We start from the raw sequence: 15192 nt of genomic DNA, 5'->3' as shown, positions 1-15192 counted from the left end.
AGGGGGTCAGGCTGCAGGACGCACCGCAGGCGCAAGCCGGGCCAGCGCATCCTGATACTGCGGCGCGACGCTGACCGATACATTCATCGCCCGCAACCGTCCGATCTGCAGTTTATCCTGCACATCAAGCCGGTCCGGCGTTGCCCGCAAGACCACATGCAGGACGCGGCCCGGATGCCTGACCGCCACATCCGCATAGATCCGGGCGTCATGCTGTCCGGTATCGCCGATCAGCACCACCGGAAGCCGGGGGTTTGCGGCCATCATCACATCAATCGCGCGGCCCTTGTGATCGCCGTGACTGGACGTAATGAACTGGTCCTTTGAAAACCCATAGTCTTTCAGGAATTTCGGCCCCGTCGGCAGTCTGGCACGGTCAAAGACGCTTTCCAGAAAGCCATGAAAATTCCACGGGGAAGAGCTGACATAATAGACCGGGTTGCGCCCATCATCGTGCAGCATCCGCATCAGCTCGACCGCACCGGGAAACACCTCGCGGCTTTGCACGCTTCCTGTGAAAGACGTCCAAAGATTGCGCAACGTCGAATAGGCACCGGTTTTCATCATCGTGTCGTCGATGTCCGACAGGACCATCAGCCCCGCGTCCGGGGATGGCACCAACACCGGGCAGATCGCATGCGCACCCTGTGCTGTGACTGTCACGTCAATCCAGCCGGTACGGACGTCGCGTGGCAGGAACAGCGTAAAATAGCCTTCGGCGTCGGACACGGCTGTCACGTCCCCACACGACACGGCAACGTCCGCAACTTCGTGCGTGGCGAACAGACGGAACATCTGCCGCGCGTTCTGCAGACGGCTGCCGCCGCGCACATCGCGTTCAGCGTCACGCAACGCCAGCACCCGGCCGCGTGCGATCAGGTGTTCGTCCGTGGCGTAACCGTGGTAGGGTTCGATCACCAGTTTCGCCGTATCACCGCGAAAAAAGACACGTTCCACAGCGACCTCTGCGATGGCGGCGGCGCGCATGATCGCGGTACGGATGGCGGTCACTGACCGGGCACCACGCGCAGGATCGATCCCGGGTTCGCGTCGATCAGCACCAGCAATTCGCCATTGTCCAGCACCTCGACATCGCGGATGCGGCCCGCGTCACGCAACAGGCGCTCTTCGCCCACGACACGGTCGTTTTCCATTTTCAGCCGGACCAGCGCGCCGGGGTTCAGGCCCGCGACGAACAGATCGCCCTGCCAATCGGCATAATCGCCGTCATAGAACCCGATACCACCGGGCGCGATGACCGGATCCCAGTAATACACAGGCTGTTCCATCCCGTCCTGAACCGCGTCGCCCGATCCGATGGGACCGCCGCCGTAGCGCACACCATAGGAAATCACCGGCCAGCCATAATTCTTGCCCGGTTCCGGCTGGTTCAATTCGTCGCCACCACGGGGGCCGTGTTCCATCGTCCAGATTTTCCCGTCAGGGCCGATGTCGGCACCCTGCACGTTACGATGCCCATAGGACCAGATCGTGTCGATGCCATCGGTCCCGACAAAGGGGTTATCCTGCGGCACCGATCCGTCAGCATTCACCCGGATGATCTTGCCATAGGTGGTGCTGTTGTCCTGTGCCAGCACGCGGGTTTCGTCACTGCTGTGTTCACCGGTGGTGATAAAAACCGTGCCGTCCACGACGGGCACAACCCGGCTGCCATAGTGCTTTGTCACCGACGACGGCGGTTCCTGCACAAAGATTTCCTGCACGTCGGTCAGACTGTCGCCGTCCAGCGTGGCGCGTGCGGCCACCGTGCCGGTGCCGCCGCCATAGCGTTTCGCATAGGTCAGAAAAATCGTACCGCTGGTGGCGAAATCCGTGCCGATCGCCACGTCCAGCAATCCGCCCTGCCCGCGTGCGTCCACGTCCGGCACGCCGTCCAAAGGTGCCGAAACGGTGCCATCCGCCGCGACACGCCGCAGCGCGCCGGTCCGTTCGGTCACCAGAAACGAGCCATCGGGCAGTTCCGCAATCCCCCACGGGTTTTCCAGACCTTCGGCGAAAACGCTGGTGGTCACAGGTGTGTCGGGCAGCGCGGGCGCACGGGTCTGGTTTTCGAATGCAGGTTCGAAATCGGTGTTGGCGGGCCCCTGTTCGACCTGCGCACAGGCCAGCGTCGGGAACAATGTCAGCAGAACGGCATATCTCATGGGGTTTCCCTGTCCAATCGGGCCAGTCCCCAGCGTGCGGCGTCGGCCACGGCAGGGTCGGCGTCATTCATCAGGGGTTTCAACGCGGCAGCGAGCGCAGGGTTCCCGGAATTGCCAATGGCATAGCACACATTGCGCACGAACCGGTCGCGCCCAATACGCTTGATCGGTGACCCCGAAAACCGGGCGCGGAACCCTGCGTCGTCCAGCGCCGCAAGTTCGACAAGCGCAGGGGCCTGCAAATCGTCACGCGCGGCCAGCCGCGCATCGCGGGCGTCTAGGGCGAATTTGTTCCACGGACAAATCGCGAGGCAATCATCGCAACCATAGATTCGGTTGCCCATCAGCGCCCGCAACTCCGGATCGACCGGTCCGCGATGTTCAATGGTCAGATACGAAATGCAACGCCGCGCATCCAGTTGGAACGGCGCGGGAAAGGCATCTGTCGGGCAGATATCCAGACACTTGCGGCACGATCCGCAATGTTCCTGCTCTGGCGCATCCACGTCCAGATCCAGCGTGGTAAAGATCGCACCCAAAAAGACCCAGTTCCCCAGATCACGGGCCAGCAGGTTGGTATGTTTGCCCTGCCACCCCAAACCCGCCGCCTGTGCCAGCGGTTTTTCCATCACCGGGGCGGTGTCCACGAAAACCTTGATCTCGGCCTCTGGCTCTTGTGCGATCAGCCAGCGTCCCACCTGTTTCAAACGTTTCTTGACGACGTCGTGGTAATCGCGCCCCTGCGCGTAAACGGAAATCGCCGCACGGTCGCGGCGTTCCAGAATCGCCAGCGGATCAGTGTCGGGGGCATAGTTTTCGGCCAGCATCACCACGCTGCGCGCCTGCGGCCACAGTGCGGATGGATCACCACGCCATGCCATGCGGTCCGCCATCCATGACATCTGCCCATGCCGCCCCTGCCCGACAAAGGCATCCAGCCGCGCGGGCAGGTCAGGCACGGCGTCGGGCCTGCAGACCCCCATCTTTGCAAAGCCCGCATCCAGGGCATAGTCCCGCAATCTGGCGGTCAGGTCCGGATTTCTTCTTGTCATAAATATCCTGGGGGAGTCCGCAGGACGGGGGCAAGGCCCCCAAAAGGGGTGGGTGGGCGGGCCCACCCACGCAAGAGATCAAAAATCAAGATCGGCATAATGCGCAGGCGGCAGAAACCCCGGCACCTGATCGGCCAGCAGCGTGCGGAACGCGGGTCTGGATTTGATCTTGGCATACCAATCCTTCACCACCTCTGACCTGTTCCAGTCGATGTCGGAAATGTAATCAAGGCATGACACCTGCGCCGCTGCGGCGAAATCGGCCAGCGTCATTTCATTGCCTGCAAGCCAGCGGCGTTTTTCCAGCAAGCTGGCCATGTAATCAAGATGGAACCGTACTGCGCGGCTGCCCGCCTTGACGTTGGTGCTGTCGGGGTAGCCCGTGTTCATCACCTTGCGGAACACACGTTCGCCCAGCAGTTTGGCCGTGCATTCGTGATAGAACGTATCGTCGAACCAGCCAACCAGACGCCGCGCTTCGTATGCGCCATCCGCATCACGCGGCAAAAGCGGCGGGTTGGGGTGGGTTTCTTCCAGATATTCGCAGATCGCCGTGCTTTCAGACATCAGCTTGTTGCCCAGCCGCAGGACGGGCACCTTGCCCGCCGGGTTGCGGCGCAGAAAGTCCGTGTCTTTTTCCCAGTAACGTTCTTGTGTCAGCTCGACCTCGATGCGCTTTTCAGCAAGGCTCAGGCGCACTTTGCGGGAAAATGGTGACAATGGATAATGATACAGGCGGTTCATGCACAACTCATGGGGGCAAGGGGTGACACTTCAATGCCGTAACGCGCTTCCGGGTTCAATCCTCGAAACAGGACGCGCGCCCATCGGCAAGGATCGTCGCCGCACCGTCCATGATCGCGGCGGTGCGGTTGCGCTGTGCGGCAGTGGGATTGGCCGCGTCGCGTCCTTTGGGGTCAGGTAGTACCATGGCCAGACGCGCGGCCTGCACCGGGGTCAGGTCCGCCGCGCTGACACCAAAGTAGTGGCCAGCCGCCGCATCGACGCCAAACACGCCCTCGTCGAATTCCACGACGTTCAGATATAATTCAAGAACGCGGCGTTTCGGCCAGATCGCTTCTGACAGCGGGGTCCAGATCGCTTCGATGGATTTGCGGACCCATGATCGACCCTGCCACAAATAGACATTTTTCACCACTTGTTGGCTGATGGTGGACCCACCCCGGTTTGCGCCGGATTCCATTGCCGCACGGATCGCGGTCACGTCAAGCCCCCAGTGCAGACAGAAATTCGCGTCTTCGGCCGCGACCACGGACCGCGCCATCACGGGCGCGATGCGGTCCATCGGGACCCAGTTGCGATCCAGCCCGTTCAGCCGCCAGCTTTCAGCGATTTGATAGGGCGTCGTCGGTGGACCGATAAAACGATAGGCAAAGGTGGATAGCAGCACCGCCCCAAACAAGGCCGCAACGCAGAGCAAAACGCCGCGCCTGATGCGCTGGCGCAGCGGGCGCGCGGTTCGGGGTGTTGCGTTTTTGGTGCTCTTTTTCGCCATGCCTGCATAAGCCACGTCGCTTGCGGTGGGGTCAAGCCGACCGCACAGCAAAGCGCCCCACAAGCGAAACCTGCGGGGCGCGTAAAAGCTTTGGGATCGGGGCAGGTTATTCCGCCGGGATCGCCTCTGCCTCATACGTCAGGGGTGCGGGCAAGTTGGCCAGCATTTCCTTTGGGCAGACCTGAATGAAATGGCGCAACTCTTCGTCCCAGTGCTGCAAGATATCATTGGCCCGACGGCTGCCGGTTTCGGCGGCATGGCGTTTGACCAAGCCGTGCAACTGGTCGTGCCAATGATCGACCGTGACCGGACAGGTCACCAGCGTTTCCATGTTCATCAGCGCCTGCGCCTGACCGTCCGGGTCATACAGATACGCCATGCCACCGGTCATGCCTGCGCCAAAGTTCGCGCCAATGGACCCCAGGATCACCGCCACACCGCCGGTCATGTATTCGCAACCGTTGGTGCCGCAGCCTTCGATCACGACATGCGCGCCGGAATTGCGGACCGCGAAACGCTCACCAGCGCGGCCTGCCGCGAACAGATAGCCTTCTGTCGCACCATACAGCACGGTGTTGCCGATGATGGTGTTATCGGCGGCCACCAGCGGCGACTGCATCTGTGGCCGCACCACAATGGTGCCGCCCGACAGACCCTTGCCGACATAATCGTTGGCATCGCCCGACACTTCCAGCTTTAGCCCGTGCACGGCAAAGGCACCCAGCGATTGCCCGGCGCTGCCCTTCAGCTTTACCGTCAGATGGTCGTCCTGCAACTGGTTGCGCATCCCGAACCGCTGCACGATGTGGCTGGATGTGCGCGTGCCGACGGTGCGCAGCGTGTTCTGCACCGCATATTCCAGCTGCATTTTTTCGCCGTCCTTCAGGAAGCGTTCCGCGTCCTTGACGATTTCGACGTCCAGCGTGTCCAGCACCGCGTTGCGGGGCTGGTGGCGGTCGTATTTGATCTGGCTGGCCCCATCCACCGTGATCAGCAGCGGGTTCAGGTCCAGATCGTCCAGATGCGCCGAACCACGGCTGACCTGCGTCAGCAGATCGGCACGGCCGATCACATCCTGAATGGACCGCGCCCCGATGGATGCAAGGATTTCACGCACTTCGGTCGCGTAGAAGGTGATCAGGTTGACCACCTTTTCCGCATTGCCCGTGAACTTTTCGCGCAGCGCAGGATCCTGCGTACAGACACCGACGGGGCAGGTGTTGGACTGGCACTGGCGGACCATGATGCAGCCCATCGCGATCAGGGCGGCGGTGCCGATGCCGTATTCTTCGGCCCCCAGCATCGCGGCCATGACGATATCGCGCCCTGTCCGCAGACCGCCATCGGTCCGCAGCGTGATGCGTTCGCGCAGGTTGTTCATCGCCAGCACCTGATGCGCTTCTGTCAGGCCCATTTCCCACGGCAGACCCGCGTATTTGATCGACGTGCCGGGCGACGCACCCGTGCCGCCGTTGTGGCCGGAAATCAGGATGATGTCGGCCTTGGCCTTGGCCACGCCTGCGGCGATGGTGCCGACACCGGACGATGCCACCAGTTTCACCGTCACCTTGCAGCGCGGGTTGATCTGCTTGAGATCGTAGATGAGCTGGGCCAGATCCTCGATCGAGTAGATATCGTGGTGCGGCGGCGGCGAGATCAGCGTCACACCTTTGGTCGAATGGCGCAGCTTGGCGATCAGGTCGGTGACCTTCATCCCCGGCAATTGCCCGCCTTCGCCGGGCTTTGCACCCTGCGCGACCTTGATTTCCAGTTCTTCGCAGGCCAGCAGGTATTCCGCCGTCACGCCAAAGCGCCCGGATGCGACCTGTTTGATCTTGGCCGATGCGTTGTCGCCGTTGGGTTCGGGCGTGAAATCATCGGGGCTTTCACCGCCTTCGCCGCTGTCGGATTTCGCACCGATCCGGTTCATGGCAATGGACAGGGTGCGGTGCGCTTCTGGCGACAGGGCACCCAGCGACATGCCGGGGGTCACGAACCGTTTGCGGATCGAGGTGATCGATTCCACCTCTTCGATGGGGATCGCTTTGCCCAGTGGCTTGATTGCCAACAGATCGCGCAGATGGATCGGCGGGTTGGCTTGCAGCGCCTTGGAATACTGTTGCCACAGCGCATAGGACGATTTCGCACAGGCCGCTTGCAGCATGTGCATCGTCTGCGCTTCCCATGCGTGCTTTTCCCCGGACCGGCGCGCCTTGTAGAACCCGCCGATGGGCAGGATGTCGGTCGATTTCTTCCAGCCGTGGGCGTGCACCTCTTCCAGCTTGGCCTGAATGCCGTTGATGCCAATGCCGGAAATCCGCGACTGCATGCCAGGGAAATATTCGGCACACATGGCGCGCGACAGGCCCACCGCTTCGAAGTTCAGACCACCGCGATAGGACGACAGGACCGAAATCCCCATCTTTGACATGATCTTGAGCAGGCCCGCGTCGATGGCCTTGCGGTAACGGCCAACCGCATCGGTCAGGCTGCCGTCGATCAGACCCCGGTTCACGCGGTCCGCGATGGAATCCTGTGCCAGATAGGCGTTCACGGTTGTCGCACCGCAGCCGATCAGCACCGCGAAATAATGCGGATCGACGCATTCGGCGGACCGGACGTTGACCGAACAGAATGTCCGCAGCCCCTTGCGCGTCAGGTGCGAATGCACGGCACTGGTAGCAAGGATCATCGGCATCGCGACCTTGTCGGCGGACTGGTGTTCGTCGGTCAGGATCAGATGGCCGGCACCGGACCGCACCGCGTCTTCGGCTTCGGACCGGATGCGGGCCAGCGCGTCGTTCAACGCATGAGCGCCGGATTCGAACGTGCAGTCGATCAGGGCGGTGTTGCCACCGAACTGTTCCAGCATCTTGTCGAATTCGGCGTTGGCGATGAACGGGCTTTCCAGCACGATGATTTCGGTCTGGCTGCTGTCCTGATCCAGAACGTTTTTCAGGTTCCCGAACCGCGTTTTCAGCGACATCACGCGGTTTTCGCGCAGGCTGTCGATCGGCGGGTTCGTCACCTGGCTAAAGTTCTGGCGGAAGAAATGCGACAGCGGGCGGAACGTCGTGGACAGCACCGCCGACGGCGTGTCGTCGCCCATAGAGGCGATCATTTCCTTGCCGTCTTCGGCCATCGGGGCAAGAACCTGTTCCAACTCTTCGATGGTATAGCCCGCGGCACGCTGGCGGCGGCGCAGGTCTTCGCCTTCGTACAGCGCCTTTTCGGGCGTGTTCTGCAAAAGATCGGACAGTTCGGTGACCTTTTCGACCCAGTCGCCAAAGGGCTGGGCGGCGGCAAGTTTGCCTTTGAGTTCTTCGTCGTGGAACAGGCGCTGTTCCTGCATGTCGACGGCGATCATCTGGCCGGGGCCAAGCGCGCCCTTTTCGACAACGGTGGATTCGTCAATCGGCACCATGCCGACCTCTGATCCGGCAATCAGCAGGCCGTCACCGGTTACGACATAGCGCAGCGGGCGCAGGCCGTTCCGGTCAAGCCCGCCGCAAACCCAGCGGCCATCGGTCATGGCAAGCGCTGCCGGACCGTCCCAGGGTTCCATCACGGCGTTGCAATAGGAATACATATCCTGCCACGTCTGCGGCATTTCGGCTTGCTGCTTTGACCACGCTTCGGGGACCAGCATCGTCTTGGCCATCGGCGCATTGCGCCCGGCGCGGACCAGCACCTCGAACACGGAATCGAGTGCGGCGGAATCCGACGATCCCGACGGGATGATCGGCTTGATGTCTTCGGCCGCTTCCCCGAACGCACTGGACGCCATGCGGATTTCGTGGCTGCGCATCCAGTTGACGTTGCCCTTCAGCGTGTTGATTTCGCCGTTGTGCGCCAGCATGCGGAATGGCTGAGCCAGCGACCATTGCGGGAACGTGTTGGTGGAATAGCGCTGGTGATAGATGGCAAAGGCGGATTCGAACCGTTCGTCCATCAGGTCGGGGTAGAATGTCGCCACCTGTTCGGCCAGCATCATACCCTTGTAGATGATCGAACGGGTCGACAGCGAACAGACATAGAAACCGGACACGCCGGACGCGGTCACGGCCTTTTCGATGCGGCGGCGCACGATATACAATTCACGTTCGAACGCTTCTTCGTCGATGCCGGGGCGGCTACGGATCAGGATCTGTTCGATTTCCGGGCGCGTCGCGTTCGCCTTTTCACCCAGAACAGATGTGTTTACCGGGACGTGCCGCCAGCCATAGATATAATGACCCATCCGCAGCACTTCGGTTTCGACGATGGTGCGGCAGCGTTCCTGACCGGCGAAATCGGTGCGCGGCAAAAAGATCTGACCGACGGCAATACGTTCACCCGGTTCAGGTTCATGGCCCGTGCGCCGTATCTGATCTTCGAAGAAGGCGACGGGAATCTGGATGTGAATACCTGCACCGTCACCGGTCATACCGTCGGCATCCACGGCACCACGGTGCCAGATCGCTTTCAGCGCGTTGATGCCCTTATCGACGACATCGCGGCTGCGTTCGCCCTTGATCGATACGACCAGACCGACGCCGCAGGATGAATGTTCATCCTCGTCACGATAAAGACCGTTTTCGGCCATCCAAGCGCGTTTTGCTTCTTCGGCGGCCACCCAAGCGTCATCATACGTCGTCATCGTGTTTCTCCTATGCTGGGGGCAATCAATTGCGACATCATCACGCCGCAGTCATGTTTGGGATTGGCAGACAGAAAACCGGGTTCACCGGGAAAGATGAATTCGACCGGGCTGTCGTTCTTTTCAAAGCTGTCACCGGGCACGGTGATCCGGCCTGTCCCACCGATGAACATGCGCCAGTCGTCCGACACGAATTCGTTGCCGGCAGAGGACCACATTTCGCGGCCATCGGGGGCAAAAGCAGTGATCTGATATTCGGTGCGTTGCAGCGTCACATCGTCGATTGTGACGACTTCGCCGGTCAGCCGGTCTTCGCCGACATAGCGCGTCGGGCCGATTTCATCGGACAGGGTCACGAAATCATAGCTGTCGCGCCCCGTCCGCAGCAGTTCCGTCAGCGATGCAGGATCGGCGGGGTCGGATTCCAGACGTTCGGCATGCCCGGTGACCGGATGAAAGCTGTTGAGCCACTGCGATTCGGAATCGGTGCTGCCCAGATACACAAGCCCGTCTTCGTTCAGGCTGGCGCGCCGTTTGACACCGGCGCCGTCGGCGTCGCAGGTGAAATGATGTTCCACGGCGCAGCTACGCGACTGGATCGTCACAAAGGCCGAACACCCCGCAGGCAGGCTAAAGGTATCGGGCGTCTGCGCGATGGCAGGCCCGGCCAGAACACACAGAAACGCGGTTGCCCGGATCATTCAGCCGCCACCGCGTCCGACTGGTTCAGGTAGTCAAGGATCGCTGCCGCGCAGTCGCGCCCGTCACGGATCGCCCAGACCACAAGGCTGGCACCGCGCACGATATCCCCCACCGCAAATACGCCATCCAGCGATGTTTTTCCGGTTGTGAAATCGGCCTTTACCGTGCCCCAGCGCGTGACTTCCAGACCGTCGACACCCCACAAGGCGGGCAGGTCTTCGGGCTCGAAGCCCAGCGCCTTGATGACCAGATCGGCCTCTTCGACGTAATGCGCGCCCGCGATCAATTCGGGGCTTTGACGGCCTGTCGCGTCGGGCTGGCCCAGACGCATCTTGTCGACCACCACGCCACGCAGCGGACCAGAGATCGGCGCAGGCGTTTCGATGTTCATTTCAGCTGCGTTATCGACGAACATTTTCGGCGCGGACAGCCAGACGAATTCGACGCCTTCTTCTTCGGCGTTGGCAACTTCACGCTGTGATCCGGGCATGTTCATACGGTCGCGGCGATACAGGCATTTGACAGATGTCGCACCCTGACGGATCGCGGTCCGCACGCAGTCCATCGCAGTGTCGCCACCGCCGACGACCACGACCTTTTTGCCAGCGGCGTTCAACTCTCCGCTGTCGAATTCTTCGACCGTATCGCCAAAGCTGACCTTGTTGGACGCAGTCAGATAGTCGATGGCGCGCACGATGCCATCGGCATCGGACCCATGATTGTCCAGCTCTCGTGTTTTATAGACCCCGGTGGCAATGATCACCGCGTCATGGGTGCCCCGGATCGCGTCAAAAGAGATGTCTTCGCCCACGGTGCAGTTCAGACGGAATGCGACACCGCCGTCTTCAAGCTGCGCCATGCGTTTCATCACGACATCCTTTTCCAGCTTGAAGCCGGGGATGCCGTAAGTCATCAGACCGCCGCCACGGTCATAACGGTCATAAACCGTGACCTGCACACCTTGACGGCGCAGCGCGTCAGCCGCCGCCAGACCGCCTGGCCCCGCACCGATGATGCCGACAGATTCCGTGCGTTCCGCATATGGACGGATCGGTTTGACCCAGCCTTCGGCAAATGCGGTGTCTGTGATATATTTTTCCACGGACCCGATGGTGACGGTGCCGTGACCGGATTGTTCGATGACGCAGTTGCCTTCGCACAGACGGTCCTGCGGGCAGATACGACCGCAGATTTCAGGAAATGTGTTCGTGGCCTGCGATACCTCATAGGCTTCCTGCAGCCGGCCTTCGGCGGTCAGGCGCAGCCAGTCGGGGATGTTGTTGTGCAACGGGCAATGCGACTGGCAATACGGCACGCCACACTGGCTGCACCGGCTGGATTGTTCCGCCGCTTTGTCGCGCGCGAATTCGGCGTAGATTTCGCCAAAATCCTGATTGCGCAGGTCAGGCGGACGCTTTTCCGGCATGTCGCGGCTGACGGTGGTGAACTTCAGCATCTTTTCGCCGGCCATGGGTACGCTCCGAGGTTTGGGGACTTTGACGCGTGTTACGGCAGTTCCGAACAAATGAAAAGTCAGCAGTACTGTCCTATTATCACATATTTTGCGCGACATATTTGCGGCCGGGCAGAATTTGCGCGATTTTAGGTCCGAACGATACCTATTTTCGATCTGGCGGTATCACGTTCCATGGCTAATGTGACGACGAATCAAGAATGGCCGGAACAGGTTGCAACGTCATGACACTTTTTACTTTGGTTCTGGTGGCCCTCGTGCAGGGCATCACGGAATTCCTGCCGGTTTCGTCATCCGGGCATCTGATCCTGATCCCCTATATTACTGGCGAACCCGCGCAGGGATTGGTGATCGACGTGGCGGCGCATCTGGGCACACTGGTCGCCGTGATCCTGTTTTTCTGGGCCGATGTCCGCATGGCGCTGGCAGGGTTGCCGCGCCTGATCCGGGGCAAGGTCGACACGCAGGGCGCGTGGCTGGCGCTGTGCCTGATCATCGCAACAATACCTGTCATCGTGGCCGGCCTGATCCTGAAGATCACCGGACTGGCGGACGTGATCCGCGACAGTATGACGGTGATCGCGCTGGCCTTTATCATTTTCGGGATCGTGCTTTACCGCGCCGACCAGACCAACCCGGAAGATCGCACCGCCACCCAATGGACGCTGAAACATGCGGTGATCATGGGTCTATGGCAGGTGGTCGCGCTGATTCCCGGCGCATCGCGGTCTGGCGTGACAATCACCGGCGCGCGCACCTTGGGCTACAACCGTTCCGACGCCGCGCGGCTGTCGATGCTGATGTCGATCCCGACGATTCTGGCGTCGGGATCGTTGCTGGCGCTGGATGTGATCGGCACCACCACACCCCAGATCTGGACCCAGATCGCCATTGTGGCAGGGTTGTCCTGCCTTGCGGCACTGGCAGCCCTGTCATTGATGATGCGTCTGCTGAAATCGGTCAGCTATACACCATATGTCATCTACCGCATTGTGCTGGGCGTGATCCTGCTGATCGTCGCTATGACCGCAGCTTAAGGTTACGGGCCGAATTCTTGATCGCCGCATATTGCCCCGACGGGCGGAACCGCCACAGGTAATCGGGCAACACCGCTTCCATCGACGTGGGCGTCAGGCCCAGCGCCGCGAAACCGCGCGCATCGTCGGACACCACGTTGTCCACGGCCAGGTTTTTGACCTGATCCGTCGTCAGCGGCGCGGGGGCCAAGCCAAATGTAATCTTGTTCAGCGCGCCAAACACCGCCGCCATGACACGGGCGACAAAGAACGGGATATTCACGACCATGTTGTTACGATTGATGGTTTTCAACATCAGATGCATCAGGTCGCGGAATGTGGCGACATCGGGTCCGCCCAATTCATACACGCCGCTGACAGTCCGATCAGTCAGCGCGACATGCACCGCCTTGGCGACATCGTCGACATAGACAGGCTGGAACAGCGTATCGGCACCTACCACGGGCAGCACCGGGCCCATCCGGGACATACCTGCAAAGCGGTTGAAAAACTCATCCTCTGATCCGAACACGATGGACGGTCGCAGAATGACGGCGTCGGGCTGGTGTTCGCGCAATGCCGCCTCGCCCTGCGCCTTTGTCTTGGCATAGTCGCTGTCGGCGTCTTGCGATGCACCGATGGCGGAAATCTGCACCATGCGGTCGATGCCTTCTTCACGCGCGATCCGCGCGATGCGCGCGGGCGCTTCGGCCTGCAACGCCTTGAATGTATTCTTGCCCTTCTCGGCCAGCACACCGACACAGTTCACCACGGCGTCGGCACCGCGCGTCACACTGCGCACAGAGTCGTCGTCGCGCACGTTGCAAAAGACGGGTTCGACCTGCCCTACATTACCATAGGTACGCACGAACATCGCTTCGTTCGGGGTGCGGCAGGCCACGCGGATGCGCCAGCCGTCCTGCGCCAAACGGCGCGCGACATAACGGCCGAGAAAGCCGGAACCGCCGAAAATCGTTACAAGCTTGGACATGGGACACCTCTTTCGCTGTGTTGCATTGATGTAAACCGCGCCCCCCTGACGGGCAAGACGAAAGGCACTGCGGCAAAATGTTGGATTGCGTGCAGAATGGCCTTTACAGTTCCGGTCAGTCCTTCTAAATCGCCCCTCACGTGACCTGCCCAGGTGGCGGAATGGTAGACGCGCTAGCTTCAGGTGCTAGTACTGGCAACGGTGTGGAGGTTCGAGTCCTCTCCTGGGCACCACGATTTCCCCGCAAGATATTGAAAACGCTCAGCTAATATTAATTTAGCGAGAGCCGTAGAACATGCCGGAGAACATTTCTGCCCCCCATACCTTCATCAAGGACGGGATTTTTTATTTCACGCGAAGGATCCCAGTGGAAGTTCAAGGTCACTATCGAAGTGCCAAGATTTCACACTCCTTGAAGACGAGATCGCTTCAAGTTGCCGCGTCACGTGCCAGACGGGTTGCGGATCAGTTGGATGAATATTGGTATCACCTGAAGTGCCAGGACATCGGAACACCTGGTCAGCACCTCTTGAAGTCCAACTTGTCTTCAGCCTCATCGAAACATGAACCTTCCGGCGTCAAACCCACTGCCCTCAAGGTGTCCGACTGCCTCGAGATATACCTCACACAGAAGGGGGCGGGCAAAGGCATCACTTTCAAACGGGCTGCAACGCGGAACTGTGGATATTTGGTCAAGGTCTGCGGGAACGTTCCAATCGATCAGTTGCTTAAAGCCGATGCCAACAAAGTGCGTGACGCTCTTATTGCTAAGGGAATGGCAGGTAGCAGCATCGCACGCATCTTGGGAACGATCAGATCCGTCTTGAATTTTGCCGCCAGTGAAGAAGGAATTGATTTCAAGAACCCCTTCGGCAATGTCTACTTCGACCGAACTTCAAACGTTCAGATACGCCGTCCTGTGCCAATCGCAGATATCAGGACCGTTCAAGCTGAATGCCTAAAGCTTGATGACGATCTACGTTGGATGATTGCCCTTGTCGCCGATACAGGCATGAGACTAGCGGAAGCGGTTGGCCTGAGATGCGAGGATTTTCAAACTGATGAAGCGGGTAATCTGTCCGTACAGATCAAACCCCATCCTTGGCGACGGTTGAAGACAAGTCAGAGCGAACGAACGATCCCGCTTGTAGGTTCAGCAGCATGGGCCGCAAGACGTATCCTGAAGACCCAAGGCATCACAGGCTTTGCCTTTCCACGATACAACAAGACCAAAACTTCAAACGCCAATTCAGCCAGCGCGGCAACGAACAAGTGGTTACGGGCTTACCTTCCAGACGGAGTGTCGATGCACAGCTTTCGTCATTCAATGAGGGACCGGCTTAGGGCGATTGAATGCCCATCTGATATAGCAGACCAGATTGGCGGTTGGCAGACAGGAGGGGTCGGGGAAGCATACGGTAGCGGCTACCCGCAAAGCGTCCTGCGTAAATGGTTGCAAGCTAGTTAGGTGAAGAGCGCAGAGGTAAGATCCGGCATGTTCTACGGCTCTCGCTAAATTAATATTAGCTGAGCGTTTTCAATATCTTGCGGGGAAATCGTGGTGCCCAGGAGAGGTTGGTTTCCTCGGCATGTTTTGGTTTTGTGCCCGTTGCAGGCACCGCAAGATCTTCAAACGT

11 protein-coding genes and 1 tRNA gene are annotated in these 15192 nt (G+C 60.1%); 3 read left to right on the top strand and 9 right to left on the bottom strand.

What is annotated here, in order from left to right; genetic code table 11:
* Nucleotides 1-6: 6 nt before the first annotated feature.
* The 8 genes from GZH79_RS19305 to GZH79_RS05530 all read right to left on the bottom strand — a co-directional run bounded on the left by GZH79_RS19305 (nt 7) and on the right by GZH79_RS05530 (nt 11545).
* On the bottom strand, nt 7-1011 hold the full coding sequence (locus tag GZH79_RS19305; RefSeq protein ID WP_211642793.1) for a phosphatase domain-containing protein: 1005 nt from the start codon (nt 1009-1011) through the stop codon (nt 7-9).
* Nucleotides 1008-2165 carry a PQQ-dependent sugar dehydrogenase gene (locus GZH79_RS05560; RefSeq protein ID WP_211642792.1) on the bottom strand — a complete coding sequence of 386 codons (1158 nt, stop codon included), beginning with the start codon at nt 2163-2165 and terminating at the stop codon, nt 1008-1010. The genes GZH79_RS19305 and GZH79_RS05560 overlap by 4 nt, the downstream gene beginning before the upstream one ends.
* Nucleotides 2162-3217, bottom strand: a complete 1056-nt coding sequence (gene queG / locus GZH79_RS05555) for a tRNA epoxyqueuosine(34) reductase QueG (RefSeq protein WP_211642791.1) — start codon at nt 3215-3217, stop codon at nt 2162-2164. Before queG ends, GZH79_RS05560 begins: the two co-directional genes overlap by 4 nt.
* A gap of 78 nt (nt 3218-3295) precedes the next feature.
* The gene (locus GZH79_RS05550; protein ID WP_211642790.1) at nt 3296-3961 is read right to left on the bottom strand and encodes a glutathione S-transferase family protein; all 666 of its coding nucleotides are present in this window, start codon (nt 3959-3961) and stop codon (nt 3296-3298) included.
* A 55-nt stretch (nt 3962-4016) separates the two neighbouring features.
* Nucleotides 4017-4733 carry a monofunctional biosynthetic peptidoglycan transglycosylase gene (gene mtgA, locus GZH79_RS05545; RefSeq protein ID WP_211642943.1) on the bottom strand — a complete coding sequence of 239 codons (717 nt, stop codon included), beginning with the start codon at nt 4731-4733 and terminating at the stop codon, nt 4017-4019.
* Between the two features lie 106 nt (nt 4734-4839).
* A complete protein-coding gene (gene gltB, locus GZH79_RS05540; protein WP_211642789.1) occupies nt 4840-9372 on the bottom strand; it encodes a glutamate synthase large subunit in 4533 nt (1510 codons plus the stop codon).
* Entirely contained in the window at nt 9369-10073 is a 705-nt protein-coding gene (locus tag GZH79_RS05535; RefSeq protein ID WP_211642788.1) for a hypothetical protein, read from the bottom strand. Before GZH79_RS05535 ends, gltB begins: the two co-directional genes overlap by 4 nt.
* Nucleotides 10070-11545, bottom strand: coding sequence for an NAD(P)-dependent oxidoreductase (locus GZH79_RS05530; protein WP_211642787.1), 1476 nt, complete (start codon nt 11543-11545; stop codon nt 10070-10072). Before GZH79_RS05530 ends, GZH79_RS05535 begins: the two co-directional genes overlap by 4 nt.
* A gap of 227 nt (nt 11546-11772) precedes the next feature.
* On the opposite strand from GZH79_RS05530, the gene GZH79_RS05525 reads away from it, so the two are divergent.
* A complete protein-coding gene (locus GZH79_RS05525; RefSeq protein WP_211642786.1) occupies nt 11773-12585 on the top strand; it encodes an undecaprenyl-diphosphate phosphatase in 813 nt (270 codons plus the stop codon).
* Here GZH79_RS05525 and GZH79_RS05520 read toward each other — a convergent pair.
* Nucleotides 12569-13555 (bottom strand): complex I NDUFA9 subunit family protein, encoded by a 987-nt coding sequence (locus tag GZH79_RS05520; RefSeq protein ID WP_211642785.1) that lies wholly within the window; start codon nt 13553-13555, stop codon nt 12569-12571. The genes GZH79_RS05525 and GZH79_RS05520 overlap by 17 nt on opposite strands.
* 147 nt (nt 13556-13702) lie before the next feature.
* Here GZH79_RS05520 and GZH79_RS05515 point away from each other — a divergent pair.
* Together GZH79_RS05515 and GZH79_RS05510 are read left to right on the top strand one after the other, a co-directional pair.
* Nucleotides 13703-13788, top strand: a tRNA-Leu gene (locus tag GZH79_RS05515).
* A gap of 62 nt (nt 13789-13850) precedes the next feature.
* Nucleotides 13851-15023 (top strand): DUF6538 domain-containing protein, encoded by a 1173-nt coding sequence (locus GZH79_RS05510; RefSeq protein ID WP_211642784.1) that lies wholly within the window; start codon nt 13851-13853, stop codon nt 15021-15023.
* The last annotated feature ends 169 nt before the right edge of the window (nt 15024-15192 follow it).

The sequence above is a fragment of the Loktanella sp. SALINAS62 genome (assembly GCF_018263905.1).
Classification (GTDB): Bacteria; Pseudomonadota; Alphaproteobacteria; order Rhodobacterales; family Rhodobacteraceae; genus Loktanella.
Note: the sequence above shows the minus strand (reverse complement) of the source record. Positions and strands in the feature narration are given on the sequence as shown.

Coding starts and splice junctions, on each gene's coding strand:
- GZH79_RS05560 (WP_211642792.1), bottom strand. CDS start 2,165: ATGAGATATGCCGTTCTGCTGACATTGTTCCCGACGCTGGCCTGTGCG.
- queG (WP_211642791.1), bottom strand. CDS start 3,217: ATGACAAGAAGAAATCCGGACCTGACCGCCAGATTGCGGGACTATGCC.
- GZH79_RS05550 (WP_211642790.1), bottom strand. CDS start 3,961: ATGAACCGCCTGTATCATTATCCATTGTCACCATTTTCCCGCAAAGTG.
- mtgA (WP_211642943.1), bottom strand. CDS start 4,733: ATGGCGAAAAAGAGCACCAAAAACGCAACACCCCGAACCGCGCGCCCG.
- gltB (WP_211642789.1), bottom strand. CDS start 9,372: ATGACGACGTATGATGACGCTTGGGTGGCCGCCGAAGAAGCAAAACGC.
- GZH79_RS05535 (WP_211642788.1), bottom strand. CDS start 10,073: ATGATCCGGGCAACCGCGTTTCTGTGTGTTCTGGCCGGGCCTGCCATC.
- GZH79_RS05530 (WP_211642787.1), bottom strand. CDS start 11,545: ATGGCCGGCGAAAAGATGCTGAAGTTCACCACCGTCAGCCGCGACATG.
- GZH79_RS05525 (WP_211642786.1), top strand. CDS start 11,773: ATGACACTTTTTACTTTGGTTCTGGTGGCCCTCGTGCAGGGCATCACG.
- GZH79_RS05520 (WP_211642785.1), bottom strand. CDS start 13,555: ATGTCCAAGCTTGTAACGATTTTCGGCGGTTCCGGCTTTCTCGGCCGT.
- GZH79_RS05510 (WP_211642784.1), top strand. CDS start 13,851: ATGCCGGAGAACATTTCTGCCCCCCATACCTTCATCAAGGACGGGATT.